Raw genomic sequence first — 19,064 nt, 5'->3', positions numbered from 1 at the left:
GTGGCGGTGGCGACCTTCGTGGTCCCCCGGTAGACGTCGTAGCCGCTGACGCCCACGTTGTCGGTGGAGGCCGTCCAGCTCAGCGTGGCGCCGCTCGCGGTGATCGCCGAGACGACGGGCTTACCGGGCCGCGACGGCGCCACGGTGTCCTCCGGCTCGTCACCGGGCGGGTTGCCCCAGATCCTCGTCGTACCGGAGTGGACCGTGATGTTCTGCACCCGCACCGGGGTGGCGCCCGGCGTGGTGGCGACGCCGGTGTACGACCAGTCGTTGGACGGGTCCCAGGTGCCGGTGCTCGCGAGGCGGAACTGCACCTCGCGCCGGTGCTGCGACTGGCCGGCCGGGGCGATCGAGCTGTTCGAGCAGTCGATCGTGACGTAGTAGGTCTTCCCGGACAGCAGGGTCGGGCCGGTCGGGGGCTTGCACTGGTTGTAGGCCGAGGTCACCGTGACCTGGCTCGCGGTCGTGTCGCCGTCGAGGGTGAAGTAGTAGCGGAACGAGCCGTCGGTGAGCTGGCGCGCCGGCCAGGCCGACTGGTTCCTGACGATCGCCTTGATCTCGGTGAACGTCGAGCCGGTGGCGTTCACCCCGGCCTCGATGAAGATCTCCGGGCCGTCAGGGGTCTCGGCGACCGGGAAGTTCGCCGCGGGGGCGCCGCCGTACTCCTTGTACAGACGGGCCAGCGCGCTGGTGAAGCCCGCGTTGTAGTCGGTGGCGACCTCGTTCATCACGTAGTCGTCGCGCTTGTCGGTGTAGGCGTCGTCGGGGTCGGGCGGGCCGCCGACGAGGGCGCCGTACAGGGTGTGGCGGGTCTCGACCGGGTTGGTCATCTGGTCGGTCCACGAGCCGTGCGCGGTGCGGTGGTGCGGGTTCTTCGGCGGGTTGGCGCCGAACCCGATCACGTACGAGGACTTGCGCGGGTTGTCGCCGAGCGCGTAGTTGATCTGCCTGACCGCGAAGTCGTGGTAGCGCGCCTTACGCGTCGCGTCGGTGATCGAGTCCGAGTGGACCAGCGCCGCGAACGAGGTGTTGGCCGCGTAGCGCAGCGATCCCCAGCGGTCCAGGACGGCCTGGCCGCCCGGGGAGTAGCGGATCCGCTGCCCGTTGACCCCGACCGTCCAGTAGTCCAGCCAGCGGTTGGCGTCGTCGAGGTAGCGCTGCTTGCCGGTCAGCTTGTGCAGCAGCACGTAGGCGCCGTAAGACTTGTCGTCCCAGGCGATCGTCCACTTGTAGGACTTGGTCGTGGACTGCGGCTCGGTGCCGAGGTTGTCGTAGTACGCCTCGGCCTTGGCCAGGTAGGAGGCGTCCTGGGTGGCCCGGTGCAGCCAGATCGCACCCCAGACCAGCTCGTCGTTGTAGCCGCTCCAGGACTGGTAGTACCCGGCGGCGTCGGTGATGCAGTCGCTGTACTTCTTCCGCACGGTGTCGGCGAAGGTGTAGAGCTGCTTGGCGTGCGTGAGCAGCGTGTCGGCGTACGCCGGGTTCGTCGGGCGGAAGACGATCGACGAGGCGGCCATCGCCGCCGCGGTCTCCCCGGCCAGGTCCGAACCGCCGCAGGAGGCGTCGATCTTGAACGAGGGCCGTTCCATCTGCATGGCCTCGGCCGGGCCCCACCAGGCGTGGTCCTTGCCGCCGTGGCCGACCTGCCCGTAGAGCACGTTCGGCGACGGGTGGGCCTTGATGAAGTAGTCGTTGACGAACTTGAGGTTGTTCAGCAGGTGGGTGAGCTGTCCCGAGGAGGCGTACGCGTCCCGGTACTCCACCGCGCCCCAGGCCAGCATCGTCGCGCTGGCCGCCATCGGCAGGCCGAACTTGACGTGGTCGCCCGCGTCGTACCAGCCGCCGGTCAGGTCGAGGCCGACGTCCTGGCCGTCGGTGAGGGCGGAGTCGCCGCGCCAGCCGACGCGGTTCCAGCTCGGCAGTCTTCCCGCCTGCTGGGCCTCGTAGAACCAGATGGACTTCTGCAGCGCCTCGCCGTACGCGAAGGCGGGTGCGGCGGTCCGTGCGGTGGTCTGGGCGGCTGCCTGGGCGGCGGCCGGTACCGGCACGGCGGCCAGTGCCAGCAGCGCGAGCGCCGCCAGGGTCTTCTTCATGGGGGGTGCCTCTCGGAGGTGGTGCTCGGGGCGTGACAGCAGGTCAGGGATGCCGTCACGCCCCGAGGTCTCGGGGGAGGTGACGCCGGCCCGGCGGGTCCGGCTCGCGAGGAGCCGGGCCCGCCGGGCGCGGGATCAGGGGAAGAGCCGGCCGTACTCGGCCAGGGCGACGGCGACGTCGACCTGTGCCCAGAAGCGGTGGTAGTTGAAGGACGGGGCGGGCCCGGTGCCCTTCAGGAAGGCGTCCACCTTCGGCCAGTCCGGGTCGTTCTTGTAGAAGGACCGGATCGACAGGAAGGTCGAGTCGGAGTTGATCACGTCGCCGTTGGGCATCTTGCCGGTCCAGCCCGGGGGCACGTAGACCGGGTCGTTGAGGCGCCTGTAGTCGGCCTTGGTCTCGGTGACCGAGACGCCCTTGGCGTCCTGGTTGTTCCTCCACATGCCGTCGAGCAGGCCCTTGGCCACGTTCTTGGCGGTGGCGTTACCGGACTTGGCCGCGTAGTACATCAGCACCTTGGCGTACGAGCCCGCCACGCCCACGTCGGTGGTGTGGTCCCTGACGCTGACGCGCAGGCCGGCGTTGGAGCCGGGGTTGGCCGGGTTCCAGGTGTCGGGCTGGCCGGTCCACACCAGCGTCGAGGGGATCTGGTAGGTCCCGTCGGCGTTGATCGTGGTGTTGTCGGTGGCCCACTTGACCCACTTGTCCAGCACGATCTTGGCGTCGGCGTTGCCGGTCGCGTAGTACAGCTCCGCGACCCGCTCCATCGACCAGGCCTGGAAGCCGAACCACTGGTTGGACGGCGGGTCGTGGTAGACCGGCTGCCAGTCGTAGGCCATGCCGTAGAAGGTGGGCAGCGTCGACGGCGGGGCCGCGTAGTGACCCTGCCAGCTGTTGGTGGCGCCACCGGCGATCGCGCCCTCGGTGGACTGGAGCCAGCGGTAGAACTCCAGCTGCCGCTTGGTGCTGGTGGCCCAGTCCTGCACCGCGGTCGCGCCCTTGGGCTTGAGCACGTCCACGTTGGAGAGCACCCAGGCGGCCATCGGGTTCTGGTAGCCGGAGTGGTTGTGGCTGGAGCCGATCCGCCAGGACCAGCCCGCGGCGGAGTCCACGGCGCCGCCCCAGGCGTAGTACCAGCTCAGCAGGTAGGCCGAGCTGTCCTTGCCGGTGCCGGCCGGGCACGAGGTGCTGGTGCAGCCCTGCTTCTTGAAGTACTTGTCGTACATCGCGTAGCGCAGGTAGTCGCCCATCTTCGCGGCCTTGGAGACGGTGGCCGAGACCTGCGCCTCCTTGCCCTGCTCCTTGGCCCAGGTGTGCGCCCAGTAGGCCACCTGGACGGCGCGGGCGTCGGCGTCGGGGGCGTTGGTGTACTTCCACTGCTTGGCGTAGGAGCTGTCCCCGGTGAACAGGTCGAGGAAGCCGTTGGGGCCGCCGTGCTTGAAGGTGTCGCAGGACGGCTGCGGAATCGTCTCGAAGACCGACTCCTCGGGACCGCGCTGGTAGGTGTTGATGTACGCGGGCTTGGTGGTGCCGTCGCCGCAGCGGCCGAAGCCGTAGGTGTTGTCCACGTCGAGCAGCCAGTGCATGCCGTAGACGTCACTGGTGCCGTAGGCGGTCTTCAGCTCGTTCGCGATCGGGTCGACGCCGACCGAGACGCCACCGTCCAGCTTGGACGGGTACTGCTTGATGTCGTCCCACTCGCCGGCGTACGTGGCGGGCTTGGCCGGGTTGTAGAAGGAGTTGGTCGGCTGGTCCGCCGTGGCCGGGATGATGTACTTCTCCATCGAGGCCCAGGCCTCGTTGAACCGGCTCCAGTCGCCGGTCACCTTGCCGTAGGCGGCCTCCAGCCACAGGTAGTAGCTGTAGGCCTCGGAGGTGGTCTGGTGCCCGTGGTCCGGCGCCTCGATCATGAAGGTCTCGACCGAGTGGTAGGGCACGCCCTGCGGCGAGAAGTAGCCGTTCGCCGGGTCCTTGATCTTGTTGTACATCGTGGTGAAGCGCTTGATGTACTCGTTGTCGCCACCGGTGGAGTCGTTGTCGACCTCGGTGGCGGTCGCCTTGCCCGCGGTGTGGCCACTGGCCGTCGAGGTGAACTCGGCGCTGCCGGAGGCCTCGTCGCTGTCCTCGGCGGCGGCGATCCGGACCGTCTGGGCGGTGTTCCAGTTGGCCGTGGTGAAGGTCAGCGACGCGCCCGAGGAGACGGTCAGGTCGCTGTCACCGCTCGTCCTCGCGGTCGTCACGGTGACGTTCGAGGTCGGTGCCTTGGAGAGCTTGACCGCCAGGTCGGCGTTGCCGCCCTCGGCGACCGCGAGCGTGGCCGGGGTGACGACCACCGCGGCGGCGGAGGTCCCGGAGACGGTGATCCCGGCGGGGGCGGAGGTGGTGGCCAGGCCCTTGTCGTCGGTCGCCCGCGCGCTGACGGAGTAGCTGCCCGCCGCGACGTTCGTCCAGTTGTACGTGTACGGCGCGGTGGTGTCGGTGCCCACCACGGTGCTGCCGTTGAGGAACTCGACCTTGGAGACCGTGCCGTCGGGGTCGGAGGCGTTCGCGGTGAACTCCACCGTGGCGGGCGCGGTGAAGGTCGCTCCGGCCGTGGGCGCGGTGAGCGTCGCGGTCGGCGGCTGGTTGACCGGGGTCGTCCCGCCACAGACGGTGCCGTTGACGGTGAAGCTCGTCGGCTTGGGGTTGGTCCCGGACCAGTTGCCGTTGAACCCGACGCTGGTCGAGGCGCCCGTCGCCAGGTTGCCGTTCCAGGCCAGGTTCTTGGCGGTGACGCTCTGGCCGGTCTGCGCCCAGGTGGCGCTCCAGCCCTGGACGAGCTTCTGCGTGGTCGTCGGGAAGTCGAACCCGAGCGTCCAGCCGGTCAGCGGGTCGCCCAGGTTCTTGATCGACACGCTGGCGGTGAAACCGCCCTGCCAGTCGTTGGTGCTGTAGGTCACGTCGCAGGCGACGGCCGCGGCGGCCGGAGAGGCCGCGAGCGCGGTGGTCGTCCCGGCCGCCAGGCTGATCAGCGCCAGCGCGGCGACCCGCCTTCGGAGGCGTGGGAGCGCTCCCGCTTTGATGGGGAATCTATACATGAAATGGGCCTCCATGGGTGGGATCGACGCTAAGCCGCTGGTGGTGACTTTGAGTCGGATCGAGCAGAGGAGAGAAAGGGTGGGAGCGCTCCCATAAGGGATTCTGGGGACGGGGGCGGGGATGTCAATGGCATGTGCCCCCGGTTACGTCGATGTTTCAGGCCCCATGCCGCCAGGCTGCTGCGATCCGGACGGCGTTTTTCCCGGGTCGTGAAACTTTCAAGCTTTCCCGATCTTGAAGCTCGAGCGCTTGCTTGTGGGCGGGCCCTGCCCGGCCCCCGCCACCGGCGAGGTCACGGGCGCCCGCGGGTGGCCGGACACCCGTCATGAAGGACCCGCGGGCCTCGTGCCGAGTCGTGCCGCACCGCGCCGGAGAACGGCGGCGGGCCGGGGACGCGAAAGGCCCCGGCCCGCCGTGGAGATCGTGGACTCCGGCGCGCCGGGGCGCGAATTCACGGTCCGCCGCGTTTTCCCGGAATGCCGTTCACGGGCCGTTCCGTGTCGTGTGAATCGCCGGACGGAATGGCCCGGTGACCGTTCCAGGAAATGCGGACGGGTGGCATGCGGGAGGGAGGTTCCCGCGGATCAGCCGCGATGACGGCGGTTGCGCCCGCGGTCCCTCAGCGTTATCACGCTCCCGTCACGCTGGCGGTTCCTGATGCTGCTCCGGTCACTCCCGCCCGTGGACCGCGCGGACGCCGCCGACGCGCAGAGGCCGTCGGGGCCGACCACCAGATCCAGCGGTACGGAGGCCGCGGGATCGAGCAGGGCCGTGCCCGGGAAGGTCGCCACGAGGCTGCGGATTCCCGACGGCAGGCCGGTCACGGTCAGGGTGGCCTGGCCGCCCGCGTCCAGCAGGGCCGCGCCCACGCTCACCCCGTCGGAGAAGAACTCGACCGGGCCGGTGGGCGCGGTCGGCCCCGCCGAGGTGACGGTCGCGGTGGCGAGAAGCCTGCCCGCCAGCCGCGGGGAGCAGGCCGCGGACAGCGTGACGCCGGTCGACCTCGGCGGATCGGCCGCGCACAGGGACCGGGCGACGATGTCGGTGTCGAGGGTGACGGCTCCGTTGCGGGCCAGCAGGCGGCCGTCGACGGTCACGCCGATGGTGGTGGTGATCGAGGTCAGCGCGAGGATGTTGCCCGCGAAGCTGGAGCCGGTGCCCAGCGTGGCCGAGCTGCCCACCAGCCAGAACACGTTGCACGCCTGGGCGCCGTTGATGAGGTTGACGGTACTGGCGGAGGCGGTCGTCAGGGTGGAGGCGGTCTTGAAGATGAAGACCGCGTCGGGGTCTCCCTGGCCGTCCAGGGTCAGCTCCCCGGTGATGCCGAAGGTGCCCGCGGCGGAGTCGTAGGTGCCCGGGGTGACGGTGGTGCCGCCCAGCTCGGTGGGCAGGGTGGCGTCGACGGCCTGACCGGCGGCGTTGTCGTAGGCGGCGGTGAGGTCGACCTGGGCCTGGGCGGCGACGGCGCCACCGGCGTTGACGGTGCCGACCACGACGCCGGGCGGGAAGCCGGTGACGGCCACGCCCGGGCTCACCCCGATGTCGCCGGTGACGACGGTGATACCGGTGTTCGTGACCGTCGTCCCCGCCAGGACCGCGAAGTTCCCCGCGGTGCCGAGCGGCACCGGGGTCGCCGCGGCGGCGGTGCCCGGTGTCGCGGTCACGCACCCCAGCGCCACCGCGCCGGCCAGCGCCCCCGCCAGCCAGGAACGAACGATATTCCGAGGGATGGCGCGTGAGGAGCCCATGCCCATCATAATCATTTCCTCTTCTTTTGGTATTTCCCCGTTCAGACGCATTGCCGATGATGCGCCATTTTTCTCACTGTAACGATCGGCCACATCGTATTCGTCATACGACATGCGAGGTTTTTCGGCGGCCATTGATGCCGAATGCGAGGAATGTACGGCGGGCATGCCGCGGGGGCGCGCCGCCCGGCGGCACGCCCCCGCGATGTCGACGGGCGACGCCCGTCATGGGAGTGGGAAAGGATCAGGAACAGGCGATCCCGGACGCGCCGGGGGTGGAGGGGCCGTTGGCGGTGAAGCCGATGACGACGGACTGACCCGCCCCCAGGTCGGCCGCGTGCCCCGGCGCCTTGGCGGTGAACGTGGTCCCGCTCTGCGTGACGGTGGCGTTCCAGCCGCTGCCGAGCGTCACCCCCGACGGCATGGTCCAGCTCGCCGACCAGTTCCTCCAGGTCGACGTCCCGGCGTTCTTCACGGTCAGCGCGCCCTGGAAGCCGCCCGACCAGGAGTTCGTCACCGCGTACGTCGCCTGGCAGGTCGTGGGCGTCACGGTCGGCGTCGGCGTGGGCGTGGGCGTGGGCCCGCCGCCCCCGCCGACCGGCGGGATCAGGTACGGCTGCAGGATGCTCTGCTTGGCCTGGTCGATCGTGGTCCAGTCGTCCTTGGCGATGCCGCCGGTGTCACCGGAGTTGGGGTTCCACGACCAGTAGGTGAAGGACATCCCGTTGACCCCGGTGCCCGTGTACTTCATCAGCTCCTGCAGCCAGGTCTTGTCCACGGCCGCCTGGAGCGTGGTGCCGAACTCGCCCAGCATGATCGGGGCGATGTTCTGCTTGTGCAGGTAACCCCAGTACTTGTCCCAGATGGCGGGCATGTTCGCGGGGTAGTCCGGCGCGTCGAACCACGCCTGGCGGTAGACCGAGGTGGCGTACTCGTGCGGCGAGTAGACCAGCCGGTTCGGCACGTTCAGCCGCACCGGGAACTCCCCGGCCTTGGAGAGGTTCCCGCCCCACCAGCCGCAGTCCTCGTCGTTGCTCGGGTCGTTGTCCCAGACGTTCGACAGGCCGCCGCTCGGGCAGCTCACGCCCTCGACGAAGATCAGCCAGTTGGGGTTGACCGAGAGCACCGCGTTGCCCGCGCGCTCGGCGGCCAGCCGCCAGTCGCGGGCGGTGTCGCCGCATCCCCAGCAGGCCCCGGTCGCGGCCGGGTTGGTGCCCTCGGCGTGCGGCTCGTTGTGCAGGTCGGCGCCGATGACCGTGGTGTTGCCCGCGTACCGCTGGGCGAGCGCCTTCCAGTCGTTGATCCAGGTGCTCTCGGGCGTCGAGGGGACGTACCACAGGGCCGACTGGCCGGCGGAGGTCGGGCGGTGGCGGTCGAGGATGATCCGCATGCCCTTGCTGCCGGCGTAGTCGATGACCTTGTCGAGGATCTGCAGGGGGCTGTCGCCGACCAGGTCGGGGTTGACGAAGTCGTTCACGCCGGAGGCCGTCGCGCCCGGCTTGAGCGCGTCGTTGGAGAACGGCACGCGGAGCGTGTTGTAGCCGAGCGACGCCATCGTGTCGATCTGGCTCCGCCAGGGGTTGTTCGACCACAGCCCGTGGAAGGTCTTGTTGTCGGTCTCCATGCCGAACCAGTTGATGCCGGTCAGCCGGACGGTCGCGCCGGTGCTGTCGACGATCTTGTTGCCGGAGGTGTGCAGGTAGCCGGTACCGGTTCCGCCCGCGGCACCCGCGGGAGTCGAACCGAGCGCCACCGTCAACGCGGAGGTGGTCAGGAGCGCCGCCAGCGCAGCCGACCACCTGCGAAAACGCAGGACTTTCATGGGAGCCCTTCGAGGAGGGGAACTGGTCGCGGGCAGGAGGTCCCGCGATCGAGGGGTGCGGCCGGTCGCGTTCGTCATGGTTCGGCGCCCACCCCGCGGTCGTCAACATCACGGCCGCTGCCGTTCCCGCCGGAAACGGACCCGCGACCCCGTCTAGCTCGTCCGGGGCGTCCGCGGCCCGGGCCGGCGCCAGGTGAAAGTTTCACCGGCCCCGCGAGGAGCCGGTGAGGGAACGCCGGACCCGGGACGTCGCGTGCCGGACGGCCTCACCCGGCCAGCGCGACCGAGACGAACACGAGCTGCGCCTCCAGCGCGTGCCGGAAGTCGTCGGGCAGCGTCCCCTCCCGGTGCCGGTCGGCGATCTTGCCCCGGATCGGGGCGAGGTCGCGGGAGCAGCAGACGCTGTTGGCCAGCACCTGCCGCAGGTCCAGCGCCACGTCGGGACGGATCCTGCCCTCGTTCTCACCCCTGGCCAGCACCGCGTTGAAGCGGCGCACGCTCTGGCTGAGGCTCGGGACGGAGGAACGGATCGCCTCGGTCCAGGGCGTCTCCTCCGCGGCCTGCCCGCCCCGCTCGGGGGGCTTGGGGGGCTCGCCGAGCTCGCGGCGCGGGGAGGGCGGGAGGCTGAGGGTGGGACGGGCCGAGGCGACCGGGGTCGGACCGGCCGAGTCGAGGACGGTGGGGGTGGCCGTGCCGTGCACCCGCGGACCGGCCACCTGACCGGTGTGAGGCCCGGACAGCTGGGTCCAGATCGTGACCCCGGCGAGCAGCGCCACGGCCGTGGCGACCACCGCCCAGCGCAGCAGCCGTTCCCGGGCGGCCGGGCGGGGAGGGGCCAGGGCCAGCCTCAGGCCGTCGGCCACCTCCTGCGCCCTGGGCCGCGCCTCGGGCCGCTCCAGCAGGCAGGACTGGCAGAGCGCGCCGATCCGCGCGGGCATCCCCGGCACCTCCGCCACCGGGGGCGGGCCCTCCCGGTGGACGTTCTCGATCTCCTCCCAGGTGCGTTCCGGGTACGGGGGAGCGCCGGTGAGCATCTCGAAGAGCAGCACCCCCAGCGCGTAGACGTCGCTGGCTGGATCGGCGACGGTGCCGGTCAGCCGCTCGGGCGCCACGTACGGTGGCGTTCCGTAGTCGGAGGCCCGGTCGTCGTCGTCCTCGCCGATGAACGCCGCGATGCCGAAGTCGAGCAGCTTGGCGCCGGTCGAGGTCAGCAGCACGTTCTCGGCGGTGACGTCCCGGTGGACGATCCCCCGCTCGTGGGCGACGGCCAGCACGGTGGCCAGCCTGGCGGCGATCAGCGCCGCCTCCGCCCACGGCAGGGGACCCTCGGCGATCCGGTCCGACAGGGGACGGCCGTCCAGCAGGCGCATCACCACGTAGGCGGCCAGCCGCCCCTGCGCGGTCACGGCCTCCCCGTAGTCGTAGACCTCGATCGCGTCGGGGTGGATGAGGCGCGCGGTGGCGCGCGCCTCCCTGCGGATGAGCTCGCGCTCCCCGCGGTCCACCCCGAGCTCGCCGTCCAGCAGTTTGACCGCGACCATCCGCTGGAGCGACTGGTCGAAGGCGCGCCAGATGACGCTCATGCCGCCCCACGCGATCCGCTCCAGCAGCATGTATCTGCGGGTCAGCACGTCCCCCGCGCGCAGTCCCCCCGGGTCAGGTGGACTCACGGACCACCAGCTCGGTGGGCAGGATCGGGTTGTCGCACGGGCTGTCGGGTGACCCCATCGAGAGCAGGAGCAACCGGGTGGCGAGTGCGGCGAACTCCTCCACGGGCTGGCGGACCGTGGTGAGCGTGGGCGAGGTCCGGCGGGAGGCGGGAGCGTCGTCGAAGCCGATGACGGCCACGTCGTCGGGCACCCGTCTGCCACTCCGGCGCAGCGTCTGCAGCGCGGCGGCGGCCATCACGTCGGAGGCGGCGAAGACCGCGTCGACGTGCGGCATCCGGCGCAGCAGCCACTGCATGCCGTGCACCCCGGAGGCGTGGCTGAAGTCGCCGTAGGCGACCTGCACGCCGGTCATCCCGGCCAGCGCGAGGGTCTGCAGGAACCCGTCCAGCCGGTCACGCGCGGCCGGCAGGGCCGGTGGTCCCGCGATGACGCCGATGGACTTCCGGCCGCCGAGCAGCAGGTGCTCGGCCGCCTGCCGTCCGCCGTCACGGTTGTCCATGTCGACGTGGGGCAGGTCGATGCCGTCCGGGGGACGGCCCGCGCTGCGCACCGGGATCCCCGAGGCGGCCAGGGTGACCACGAGGGGATGCCGGTCACGGGCACCGATCAGCAGGACGCCGTCGATCCCGCCGGCGACGAGCGGGGGCGTGGCGATGGTCGAGGTCGCCGCCGTGGCGGTCATCACGGCGAGCGGTACGCCATGCCCGGTGAGCACCTCCTCCGCGGCGGTGATCATCCGCGCGTAGAAGGGCTCGGTGAACAGGCGGTGGGCGGGTTCGCAGACGACCAGGGCCACCACCTGGTCCGTTCGGCGGCCTGAGCCGCCTCGGGGAGCACGATGCCTTACATAACCGAGACGCGAGATTGCGTCATGCACCTGCCTACGAGTCGACGTGCTGACTCTGACTGAACCAGTGAGTACCCGGGACGCGGTGGCGGGGGAGACCCCTGCCTCCGCTGCGACCTGGGCAAGTGTGGGTAGATCGGCCATAACTTCCTCCACACCAAGATTCCGCACAGGTGGGAGCGCTCCCAGTGAACGTAGCATTGTTTCGGAAGTGTCAAAAGATGTTTCCGAAAAATCACCATATGTCTGTCAAATTTCTCTGACAACCCAGTCAGAGGCAAGTATCGACATGATGACGGAGTCGTACCACTCGCCGCCCATGAACAGCGCATCACGGCAGACCCCCTCCTGGACGAAACCGAGCTTCCGGTAGACGTGCACGGCCCGCTCGTTGAAGGCGTAGACCTCCAGGCCCACCCGGTGCAGCGCGGTGGTACGGAAGACGTGGTCCAGGGTGAGCCGGATCGCCTCGGTGCCGTACCCCCTGCCGTAGGCGCGCGGGCCGACGAGCGCGATGCGCAGGTTGCAGGAGAGGTTGTCGGCGTCCAGCTCGTTGAGCACGATCTCGCCCACGTAGGCGTCGTCCCCGGCGGCGCAGATCGCCAGGTCCAGCCGGTCGGCCTGCGCTCCCCGCGAGCCGTACCAGCCCTTGAGCGCCTCCGGCTCGGGCCTGCCGTGCGAGCCGGTCAGCCGGACGGTCTCGGGATCGTTGACCAGCTCCCAGAGCCCGTCGACGTGCTCGGGACCGACCGGCCGGAGCGTGACGCGCTCTCCGGGAAGGGTCGGCTTGTGCGCGAACATCATCCGGTGTGTCTACCGGTCACCGGTCCGGGGGGCAACCCCCTGACCGAGGGGCGGACGCGCGAAGGCCCCGCCGGGGGCCGGTGGAGCCCGCCCGTCGCGGGGCGCCCGGTCATGCGGTCATGCGGTCACGGAGCGGATCGGGTGGATCAGGTGGATCAGGTGAGGGCTACCAGGGTCCGTACGGGCCCTGGTTGCCGCCGCCCTTGCCGATCTCCCGCACGGCGGGGCGCACGTCGGCCAGGTAGATGCCGGAGGCGATCACCGAGGCGATCGTGAAGATGCTCAGCACGCTGAGGTACTGCACCGCGGCGGCGAAGCCGAACAGCGCGGCCAGGCCCAGGATGACCAGCCAGAGCTTCTTGCTCTGCTTACCGGTGACCGCGAACGCGCGCGCCGGGGTCTTCACGGCGTGCACGAGCGCCCAGCCGGAGAGCGCGAACACGCCGACGGCCAGGATCCAGAAGACCAGGTCCAGGGCACCGTGGATTTGGATCATCGTCTCTCCAGAACGCTCGCCTCACCGGTCACCCTCAGCCTAATGCCGAAAGCCCTCCCCGCGTCGTCCGGACCCGCACGTAACGGGCGGTCCGGAGCCGGCAGGGCCGGGACGGGCGGGCCGGTGGGCTCGCGCCCGGCCCGCCCCTCGGGAGGACGGCCCCGCACCGGGCTCAGGAGGTGGTGGACCTGCGGGTACGGGTGTTCTTCCTGGTGGTGGCGGTGGCCGCGATCGCGGGCTCGGCCGCCTCGGAGACCTCCTCCAGCTCCAGAGCCGCCTCGCCGCTGGCCTTGGAGACGACCTTGCGGCCGCGGGTGGCGAACTCCTCGTACAGCTCGGTGGCCCTGCCGGCGAACTGGTCGGCGTAGTCGCGCGCCTTGACCGGGATGTCCTTGGCGTAGAACTCGGCCTTGCCGGCGATCTGGCGGGCCCGCTCCGGGATGTCCTTGGCGGCCTCGCGGATCTCCTCGCGGCGGCTCTGCAGCCTCTGGATCCGCTCGGGAAGCTCGAGCAGCTTCTCGACCGCGAAGTCACCGGCGCCGGCGACGGCGTAGAACGGCTTGGACTCGGCCAGCTTCTTGACGTCGCTGTTGATGATGGGCATGAATGATCAGCCTTCCTTGATTTCCTTGATTTCCTTGATGGCGTGGTCGTCGCCCGGGGACGTCCCGTACGGCCTCAGCGCGGAGAGGTAGTCCTCGGGCAGCAGGGTCTCGTCGTCCCTGGAGGACGCGTCGGCCTCGGCGGCGAGTCGCGCCTCCTCCTCGGCGGCCGCGGCCTGGTTCTCCTTGCGGAACGACTCGTAGATGTCGACCAGCACCTGACGCTGGCGCTCGGTGATGAGATGGTCGGCCCTGATCGCGGCCAGCACGTCGCTCTCCTCGGGCTCGCGCTCCTCGATGAGGCCCGCCTGCACGTAGAGAGCCTGGGAGGAGATGTGCAGCCCCTTGGCGATCTGGTTCAGGATCTCGGCGCTGGGCTTGCGCAGCCCGCGCTCGATCTGGCTCAGGTAGGGGTTGGAGACCCCCGCCGCCGTGGCGAGCTGCCGGAGCGAGATCTTCGCGTGCGTGCGCTGCTCGCGGATGTACTCACCGATCGAGCCGACCTTCGGTAATGCCATGTCTCGATACTGCATCACCCTGCTTGCAATTGCAAACAGGGTGGCTAACTTCTGCAAGCACCCGTGGTGAGGGCCGTTCTGTGAACGCTCCCGGACACGCCTGGGGTGCCGGCCGCGCGCCCGGGGTGCGGGCCGCGGACGTGACGGAGGTCGTGGGCGTGACGGAGGCCGTGGTCCCCGGGGCGCCGGTCGGGGTCAGTGCGGGATCAGCCAGAGCAGCGGGGCCGAGGAGGTCAGGACGACCGAGAAGGTGACGATGGCGTAGCGGACGCGGCGAGGCATGACCGGCCCCGGCGTCACCAGGCGCTCAACCCGGGCCATCACCGCGGCCGCGGAGGTCGCCGCGCCCAGCGCGCCGCGCGGCGTGGGGACGGCGTCCGCCGTGCCGAAGCGGAGCAGGGCGGTGGCCAGGCGGCGCGCCGAGCAGCAGCGCCGCGCGACGTCGTCGGCGGCCATCTCCACCAGCAGGGCCACCTCGCCCTGGGCGTCCCTGACCACCCGCGACCAGGGCAGCGCGCGGCGCAGCGCGGCGAAGGGCAGCAGCACCAGGTCGTGCCGCTCGCGTACGTGGGCGGCCTCGTGGGCGAGCACCGCGGTCAGCTCGTCGGCCGAGAGCAGCTTCAGCGCCCCCTGGCTGACCACCACCTGGGAGCGGAGGCCGGGCACGCAGTAGGCGGTGGCGCCGGGGTGGTCGAGCACCCGGACGCCGGGCACCACCGGGTCCTCCCTGGCGATCAGGGTGAGCAGGGCGCGGTGGCGCTGCCGGGCGCGGAACGTCTGCACCCCCGCGGCGAGGAGCACCAGGATCAGCACCGCGAGCGCGGTCAGCCCGGCGATCAGGGCCAGGATCCTCGGCAGGTCGTACGGTCTGGGAGGCGACTGGCCGTCGAACAGGGCGGCGCCGAAGCCTCCGAGGCCGCGCAGCACCCCCTGGCCGTAGGGCTCCAGGGCATATCCCAGCAGGGCCCCCGTACCGGCCAGGCCCCAGGTGACGCCGAGCGCCTGCCAGAGCACGATGGCCACGTGCGGAGCGCGGTAGGTCCAGCGCGCCCAGGTCAGCCGCCAGGCTCCGACCGCGCAGACCAGGGCGAGCATCGCCAGGGCCGTGGCGGTCATCTATTCGCCCTCCAGCTCCTCCTCCAGGTCCGTCAGGGCCCTGCGCAGGATGTCGGCTTCGGTCCCGGTGACGGCCTGGGCGAACCGGGTCAGGGCCGCCGACCGGTCCCCGGTCATGTCCAGCGCCTCCAGCATAAGCTCCGCGATGTAGGCGTCGCGGCTCTCCGCGGCCTCGTACCGCCAGGCGCGGCCGTCACGGGTGCGGAGCAGGAAGCCCTTGCGGGTGAGCCGGTCGAGCACGGTCATCACCGTGGTCGGCGCGAGGTCGCGGTCGGCGATCAGGCGGCCGACCTCCCGCGCCGTCACCGGGGACGGCTGTGCCCAGATGATGTCCATGATGCTGCGTTCAAGCTCGCCGAGTCCCTTCACGCCTTCAAGCCTAACTCCCGCACCACGAGGGGTAGTACTACGGGTTGTCGAGTGACCTTCGTCACAGCCTCCTGACCATGGAAGATCTCCTCTCGCCGGAGTCGCCAGGGTCGCCGGAGTCGCCGCGCCGGGTCACCGAGGTGCGACCGCGCTCCAGGGAAGGGTGATCTCGCCGAGCCGCCAGCGCGACCGGCCGCCGAGCGGGGGACGGCCGGCCAGGGGCCAGGTCGTGGCGAGCGCCTCGGCGGCGGCGATCCACCGCTGGCGGGAGCCGTACGCGCGAAGGGGGGCGCTGATCGCCCAGGCGCGGTCGAAGTCGCGCAGGAAGGCGTGGACGGGCTCGCCCGGGACGTTGCGGTGGATGAGCGTCTTGGGCAACCGGTCGGCCAGGTCCGAGGGACGGTCGAAGGCGTCGAAGCGGGCCGACAGGGTGAGCGTCACCGGGCCCGAGCGGTCCAGCCCGGCCCAGACCGCGCGGTGCCCCACCTCCGAGCAGGTGCCCTCGACGATCACGCCGTCCGGCGCGAGCCGCTCCGACAGCATCCCCCAGTAGGTCCACGCCTGCTCCTCGCCGTACTGGCGCAGCACGTTGAAGGCCCGCACCAGCAGGGGCGGCCTGGCCACCGGCAGCTCGAAGCCGCCCAGCGCGAAGGAGAGCCCCGGGCGCTCGTACGGCCTGGCCGCCGCCACCCGGGCCGGGTCGATCTCGACGCCGACCACCTCGACCGAGGGGCAGGTCCGGCGCAGCCGCAGGAACATCTCCAGCGTCGTGGTGTGCGAGGCCCCGTAGCCGAGGTCGACCACCAGCGGGCGGTCGGCGGCGCGCAGCAGGCGTCCGTGGGCGGCGGCGATCCACCGGTCGGCCCGCCGCAGGCGGTTGTGGCCGGTGGTCCCTCTGGTGATCTCCCCTATCGGCTTCGGCACCCCCTCATCCTGCCAGGGGGGTCACGAATGGCCCCAATCGCGGTTATGTGTCGGGAATGTTACGGATTTCTCGGTGGTTGAGCTCTCTCGGAGGTGGTGTCGGTGAGGCGACGGCGCGTCGGCAGAGTGGCGACGATCAGCATGCACACGTCCCCCCTGGACCAGCCGGGGACCGGGGACGCGGGCGGGATGAACGTCTACATCGTCGAGGTGGCCAGACGCCTGGCCGAGCGCGGGGTGGAGGTGGAGATCTTCACCAGGCAGACGTCCAGGGACCTGCCGCCGATCGTCGAGATCGTCCCCGGCGTCTCGGTACGCCACATCACCGCCGGGCCGTACGAGGAGCTCGACAAGGGCGACCTGCCCGGCCAGCTGTGCGCCTTCCTGTCCGGCGTGCTGCGCGCCGAGGCCATGTACGAGCCGGGCCGCTACGACGTCATCCACTCCCACTACTGGCTGTCGGGCCAGGTGGGCTGGCTGGCCAAGGAACGCTGGGGCCTGCCGCTGGTGCACACCATGCACACCATGGCCAAGGTGAAGAACCTCCTGCTCGCCGACGACGACCGCCCCGAGCCGACCGCCCGGGTGCTGGGCGAGCAGCAGGTCGTGGAGGTCGCCGACCGCCTGGTGGCCAACACCCCGACCGAGGCCCGCGAACTCGTCGAGCTGTACGGCGCCGTCCCCGACCGCGTCGAGGTCGTCAACCCCGGCGTGAACCTGAAGATCTTCCGCCCCGCGTCCAAGGAGGCGTCCCGGCATCGGCTCGACCTGCCGCAGGACGCCCACGTCCTGCTGTTCGTCGGCCGGGTGCAGCCGCTCAAGGCCCCGGACGTGCTGCTGCGCGCCGCCGCCCGGATGCTCGTCGAGGACCCCTCGCTCAGGTCGAGGCTCGTCGTGGCCTGCGTCGGCGGGCCCAGCGGCAACGGCCTGGCCCGCCCCTCCTACCTCACCGACGTGGCCGCCTCGCTGGGCATCTCCGACGTGGTCAGGGTCGTCCCGCCCACGCCCCAGAACGAGCTGGCCGACTGGTACCGCGCCGCCGACGTCACCGTCGTGCCCTCGTACAACGAGTCGTTCGGCCTGGTGGCCCTGGAGTCCCAGGCGTGCGGCACCCCGGTCGCCGCCGCGTCCGTGGGCGGGCTGCGCACCGCCGTACGCGACGGCGTGTCCGGAGCCCTCGTGCAGGGGCACGACCCCCACGACTGGGCACGGACGCTCGGCCGGTTCGTCTACGAGCCCGCCTGGCGGGACGAGCTGTCGGCGGGCGCGGTGGAGCACGCCGCGGCCTTCGGCTGGTCGGCCACGGCGGCCAGGCTGGAGCAGGTCTACGCCGGGGCGATGGCGAACCTGCACCGGCTCCAGGTGGCGGCGCTCTCGTGAGCCCTGCTCATAGGGTGGGGTCATGCGCGAAGTGATCGAGGCGGCGCTGAAGAGCGCCGACGCCTCCTACGAGGAGCCCCGTCCGGGAGCCTTCCTGGTGAAGCTGCCGGGCCAGCACAAGCTCGCCACCATGACCTGGCTGATCGTCGGTGACCAGGCCCTGCACGTGGAGGCGTTCTTCTGCCGCCAGCCCGACGAGAACCACGCCGAGTTCTACCGCTGGCTGCTCACCAAGAACGGCACCACGTACGGCGTGCACTTCGCCCTCGACCCGATCGGGGACGTCTACCTGGTGGGCAGGCTCCCGCTGGAGGCCGTCACCGACACCGAGATCGACCGGCTGCTGGGCTGCGTGCTCACCTACTCAGACGAAGGGTTCGACCGCGCCCTGGAGCTGGGCTTCGCCTCCTCGATCCGGCGCGAGTGGGAGTGGCGCGCCAAGCGCGGCGAGTCGCTGGCCAACCTCCAGGCGTTCGCCCGCTTCGCCGACCCCGAACGCTGAGCCCTTCCCCGGCCTTCTCCCGGGGCCCTCGCCAGGGCCCTTCGCCGAGCCCTTCACCGGTCCCGCGCTCCTTCCCGGGCGCTTCGCGTCCCCGGGCACCGGGCCTCGCCCCGGGGGCCGGGGTCCGCCCGGAGGGGGCCCACTAAGCTGGTCGGCATGTCGACTTTGGTGTTGCTCAGGCACGGTGAGAGTGAGTGGAACGCAAAGGGTCTGTTCACCGGATGGGTGGACGCGGGGCTCTCGGCCAAGGGTGAGGAGGAGGCGCGGCGCGGCGGACGGCTGCTGCTCGACGCGGACGTGCGGCCGGACGTGGTCCACACCTCCCTGCTGACCAGGGCGATCCAGACGGCCAACCTCGCGCTGGGCGCCGCCGACCTGCTCTGGCTGCCGGTCCACCGGTCCTGGAGGCTCAACGAGCGCCACTACGGCGCCCTGCAGGGCAAGGACAAGGCGCAGACGCGCGCGGAGTTCGGTGAGGAGCAGTTCATGCTCTGGCGCCGCTCCTACGACGTCCCGCCGCCGCCCATCGCCGACGACGACGAGTACTCCCAGGCGGGTCACGCCCGCTACGCCCTCATCCCCAAGGAACTCCTCCCCAGGACCGAGTGCCTCAAGGACGTCGTCGATCGCATGCTGCCGTACTGGTACGACAGCATCGTCCCCGATCTCGCGGCCGGGCGGAGCGTCCTGGTCGTCGCGCACGGCAACTCGCTCCGGGCCCTGGTCAAGCACCTGGACGGGATCGGCGACGACGAGATCGCCGGGCTCAACATCCCCACCGGCATCCCGCTCCGGTACGAGCTGGACGAGGACTTCCACCCGGTCACCAAGGGCGGCCTGTACCTCGACCCGGCCGCGGCCGAGGCCGCCATCGAGGCCGTGGCCAACCAGGGCCGCTGAACCGGGCCGCTGAACAGGCCCGCTGAACCGGGCCGCTCACCGGCCGCCGACGACAGGGTCGTCGGCCCCCCGTACGCACGGCACGAGACAGGAAAGGGCCCGGGGGGGGGGGGGGGGGGGGGGGGGGGGGGGGGGGGTTCCTTCTTGGGGTGTCCCTGTGCGGGTTTCTGGGAGGGGGGGGGGGGGGGGGGGGGGAG

The 19,064-nt window shown here is 71.0% G+C and carries 16 protein-coding genes; 3 read left to right on the top strand and 13 right to left on the bottom strand.

Annotated features, from left to right (window positions below; all coding sequences use genetic code 11):
• The 13 genes from ACZ6RT_RS19595 to ACZ6RT_RS19535 form a co-directional block, all read right to left on the bottom strand.
• Positions 1 to 2,093: glycoside hydrolase family 9 protein (locus ACZ6RT_RS19595; RefSeq protein ID WP_470155139.1), on the bottom strand; the 2,093-nt coding region annotated here is incomplete at its 3' end.
• 135 nt (positions 2,094 to 2,228) lie between these two features.
• Entirely contained in the window at positions 2,229 to 5,168 is a 2,940-nt protein-coding gene (locus ACZ6RT_RS19590; RefSeq protein ID WP_470155137.1) for a glycoside hydrolase family 48 protein, read from the bottom strand.
• A gap of 585 nt (positions 5,169 to 5,753) precedes the next feature.
• Positions 5,754 to 6,917, bottom strand: a complete 1,164-nt coding sequence (locus tag ACZ6RT_RS19585) for an ice-binding family protein (protein ID WP_399185653.1) — start codon at positions 6,915 to 6,917, stop codon at positions 5,754 to 5,756.
• Between the two features lie 244 nt (positions 6,918 to 7,161).
• Positions 7,162 to 8,739: a cellulase family glycosylhydrolase gene (locus tag ACZ6RT_RS19580; RefSeq protein ID WP_470155135.1), complete on the bottom strand. Its 1,578-nt coding sequence runs from the start codon at positions 8,737 to 8,739 to the stop codon at positions 7,162 to 7,164.
• A gap of 266 nt (positions 8,740 to 9,005) precedes the next feature.
• Positions 9,006 to 10,409 carry a serine/threonine-protein kinase gene (locus ACZ6RT_RS19575; RefSeq protein ID WP_470155134.1) on the bottom strand — a complete coding sequence of 468 codons (1,404 nt, stop codon included), beginning with the start codon at positions 10,407 to 10,409 and terminating at the stop codon, positions 9,006 to 9,008.
• Positions 10,396 to 11,400: a LacI family DNA-binding transcriptional regulator gene (locus ACZ6RT_RS19570; RefSeq protein ID WP_470155132.1), complete on the bottom strand. Its 1,005-nt coding sequence runs from the start codon at positions 11,398 to 11,400 to the stop codon at positions 10,396 to 10,398. The genes ACZ6RT_RS19575 and ACZ6RT_RS19570 overlap by 14 nt, the downstream gene beginning before the upstream one ends.
• A 105-nt stretch (positions 11,401 to 11,505) precedes the next feature.
• Positions 11,506 to 12,060, bottom strand: coding sequence for a GNAT family N-acetyltransferase (locus ACZ6RT_RS19565; protein ID WP_399185659.1), 555 nt, complete (start codon positions 12,058 to 12,060; stop codon positions 11,506 to 11,508).
• Positions 12,061 to 12,226: 166 nt separating this feature from the next.
• The gene (locus ACZ6RT_RS19560) at positions 12,227 to 12,556 is read right to left on the bottom strand and encodes a DUF2516 family protein (protein WP_399185660.1); all 330 of its coding nucleotides are present in this window, start codon (positions 12,554 to 12,556) and stop codon (positions 12,227 to 12,229) included.
• Positions 12,557 to 12,728: 172 nt separating this feature from the next.
• Complete coding sequence (locus ACZ6RT_RS19555; RefSeq protein WP_399185661.1) at positions 12,729 to 13,160, bottom strand: hypothetical protein; 432 nt, start codon at positions 13,158 to 13,160, stop codon at positions 12,729 to 12,731.
• 6 nt (positions 13,161 to 13,166) lie between these two features.
• Complete coding sequence (locus tag ACZ6RT_RS19550; protein ID WP_470155129.1) at positions 13,167 to 13,676, bottom strand: helix-turn-helix domain-containing protein; 510 nt, start codon at positions 13,674 to 13,676, stop codon at positions 13,167 to 13,169.
• Positions 13,677 to 13,871: 195 nt separating this feature from the next.
• Positions 13,872 to 14,792, bottom strand: coding sequence for a M56 family metallopeptidase (locus ACZ6RT_RS19545; protein WP_470155127.1), 921 nt, complete (start codon positions 14,790 to 14,792; stop codon positions 13,872 to 13,874).
• Positions 14,793 to 15,161 carry a BlaI/MecI/CopY family transcriptional regulator gene (locus ACZ6RT_RS19540; RefSeq protein WP_344890285.1) on the bottom strand — a complete coding sequence of 123 codons (369 nt, stop codon included), beginning with the start codon at positions 15,159 to 15,161 and terminating at the stop codon, positions 14,793 to 14,795.
• A 132-nt stretch (positions 15,162 to 15,293) separates the two neighbouring features.
• Positions 15,294 to 16,085, bottom strand: a complete 792-nt coding sequence (locus ACZ6RT_RS19535; protein ID WP_470155125.1) for a class I SAM-dependent methyltransferase — start codon at positions 16,083 to 16,085, stop codon at positions 15,294 to 15,296.
• Between the two features lie 96 nt (positions 16,086 to 16,181).
• Here ACZ6RT_RS19535 and mshA point away from each other — a divergent pair, with 96 nt between their 5' ends.
• From mshA to ACZ6RT_RS19520, 3 genes are all read left to right on the top strand, one after another.
• Complete coding sequence (mshA, locus tag ACZ6RT_RS19530; RefSeq protein ID WP_399185665.1) at positions 16,182 to 17,465, top strand: D-inositol-3-phosphate glycosyltransferase; 1,284 nt, start codon at positions 16,182 to 16,184, stop codon at positions 17,463 to 17,465.
• Positions 17,466 to 17,487: 22 nt separating this feature from the next.
• Positions 17,488 to 17,967 carry a type III secretion system chaperone family protein gene (locus tag ACZ6RT_RS19525; RefSeq protein ID WP_386247156.1) on the top strand — a complete coding sequence of 160 codons (480 nt, stop codon included), beginning with the start codon at positions 17,488 to 17,490 and terminating at the stop codon, positions 17,965 to 17,967.
• A 156-nt stretch (positions 17,968 to 18,123) separates the two neighbouring features.
• A complete protein-coding gene (locus tag ACZ6RT_RS19520; protein WP_399185666.1) occupies positions 18,124 to 18,867 on the top strand; it encodes a phosphoglyceromutase in 744 nt (247 codons plus the stop codon).
• The last annotated feature ends 197 nt before the right edge of the window (positions 18,868 to 19,064 follow it).

It is taken from the genome of Streptosporangium sp. NPDC050148, assembly GCF_055586505.1.
This window is presented reverse-complemented; position numbering and strand designations above follow the sequence as displayed.

Bases quoted from the DNA above. Each gene is read 5' to 3' on its own strand.
- ACZ6RT_RS19590 (WP_470155137.1), bottom strand. From the start codon at position 5,168: ATGTATAGATTCCCCATCAAAGCGGGAGCGCTCCCACGCCTCCGAAGG.
- ACZ6RT_RS19585 (WP_399185653.1), bottom strand. From the start codon at position 6,917: ATGGGCTCCTCACGCGCCATCCCTCGGAATATCGTTCGTTCCTGGCTG.
- ACZ6RT_RS19580 (WP_470155135.1), bottom strand. From the start codon at position 8,739: ATGAAAGTCCTGCGTTTTCGCAGGTGGTCGGCTGCGCTGGCGGCGCTC.
- ACZ6RT_RS19570 (WP_470155132.1), bottom strand. From the start codon at position 11,400: ATGGCCGATCTACCCACACTTGCCCAGGTCGCAGCGGAGGCAGGGGTC.
- ACZ6RT_RS19565 (WP_399185659.1), bottom strand. From the start codon at position 12,060: ATGATGTTCGCGCACAAGCCGACCCTTCCCGGAGAGCGCGTCACGCTC.
- ACZ6RT_RS19560 (WP_399185660.1), bottom strand. From the start codon at position 12,556: ATGATCCAAATCCACGGTGCCCTGGACCTGGTCTTCTGGATCCTGGCC.
- ACZ6RT_RS19555 (WP_399185661.1), bottom strand. From the start codon at position 13,160: ATGCCCATCATCAACAGCGACGTCAAGAAGCTGGCCGAGTCCAAGCCG.
- ACZ6RT_RS19550 (WP_470155129.1), bottom strand. From the start codon at position 13,676: ATGGCATTACCGAAGGTCGGCTCGATCGGTGAGTACATCCGCGAGCAG.
- ACZ6RT_RS19545 (WP_470155127.1), bottom strand. From the start codon at position 14,792: ATGACCGCCACGGCCCTGGCGATGCTCGCCCTGGTCTGCGCGGTCGGA.
- ACZ6RT_RS19525 (WP_386247156.1), top strand. From the start codon at position 17,488: ATGCGCGAAGTGATCGAGGCGGCGCTGAAGAGCGCCGACGCCTCCTAC.
- ACZ6RT_RS19520 (WP_399185666.1), top strand. From the start codon at position 18,124: ATGTCGACTTTGGTGTTGCTCAGGCACGGTGAGAGTGAGTGGAACGCA.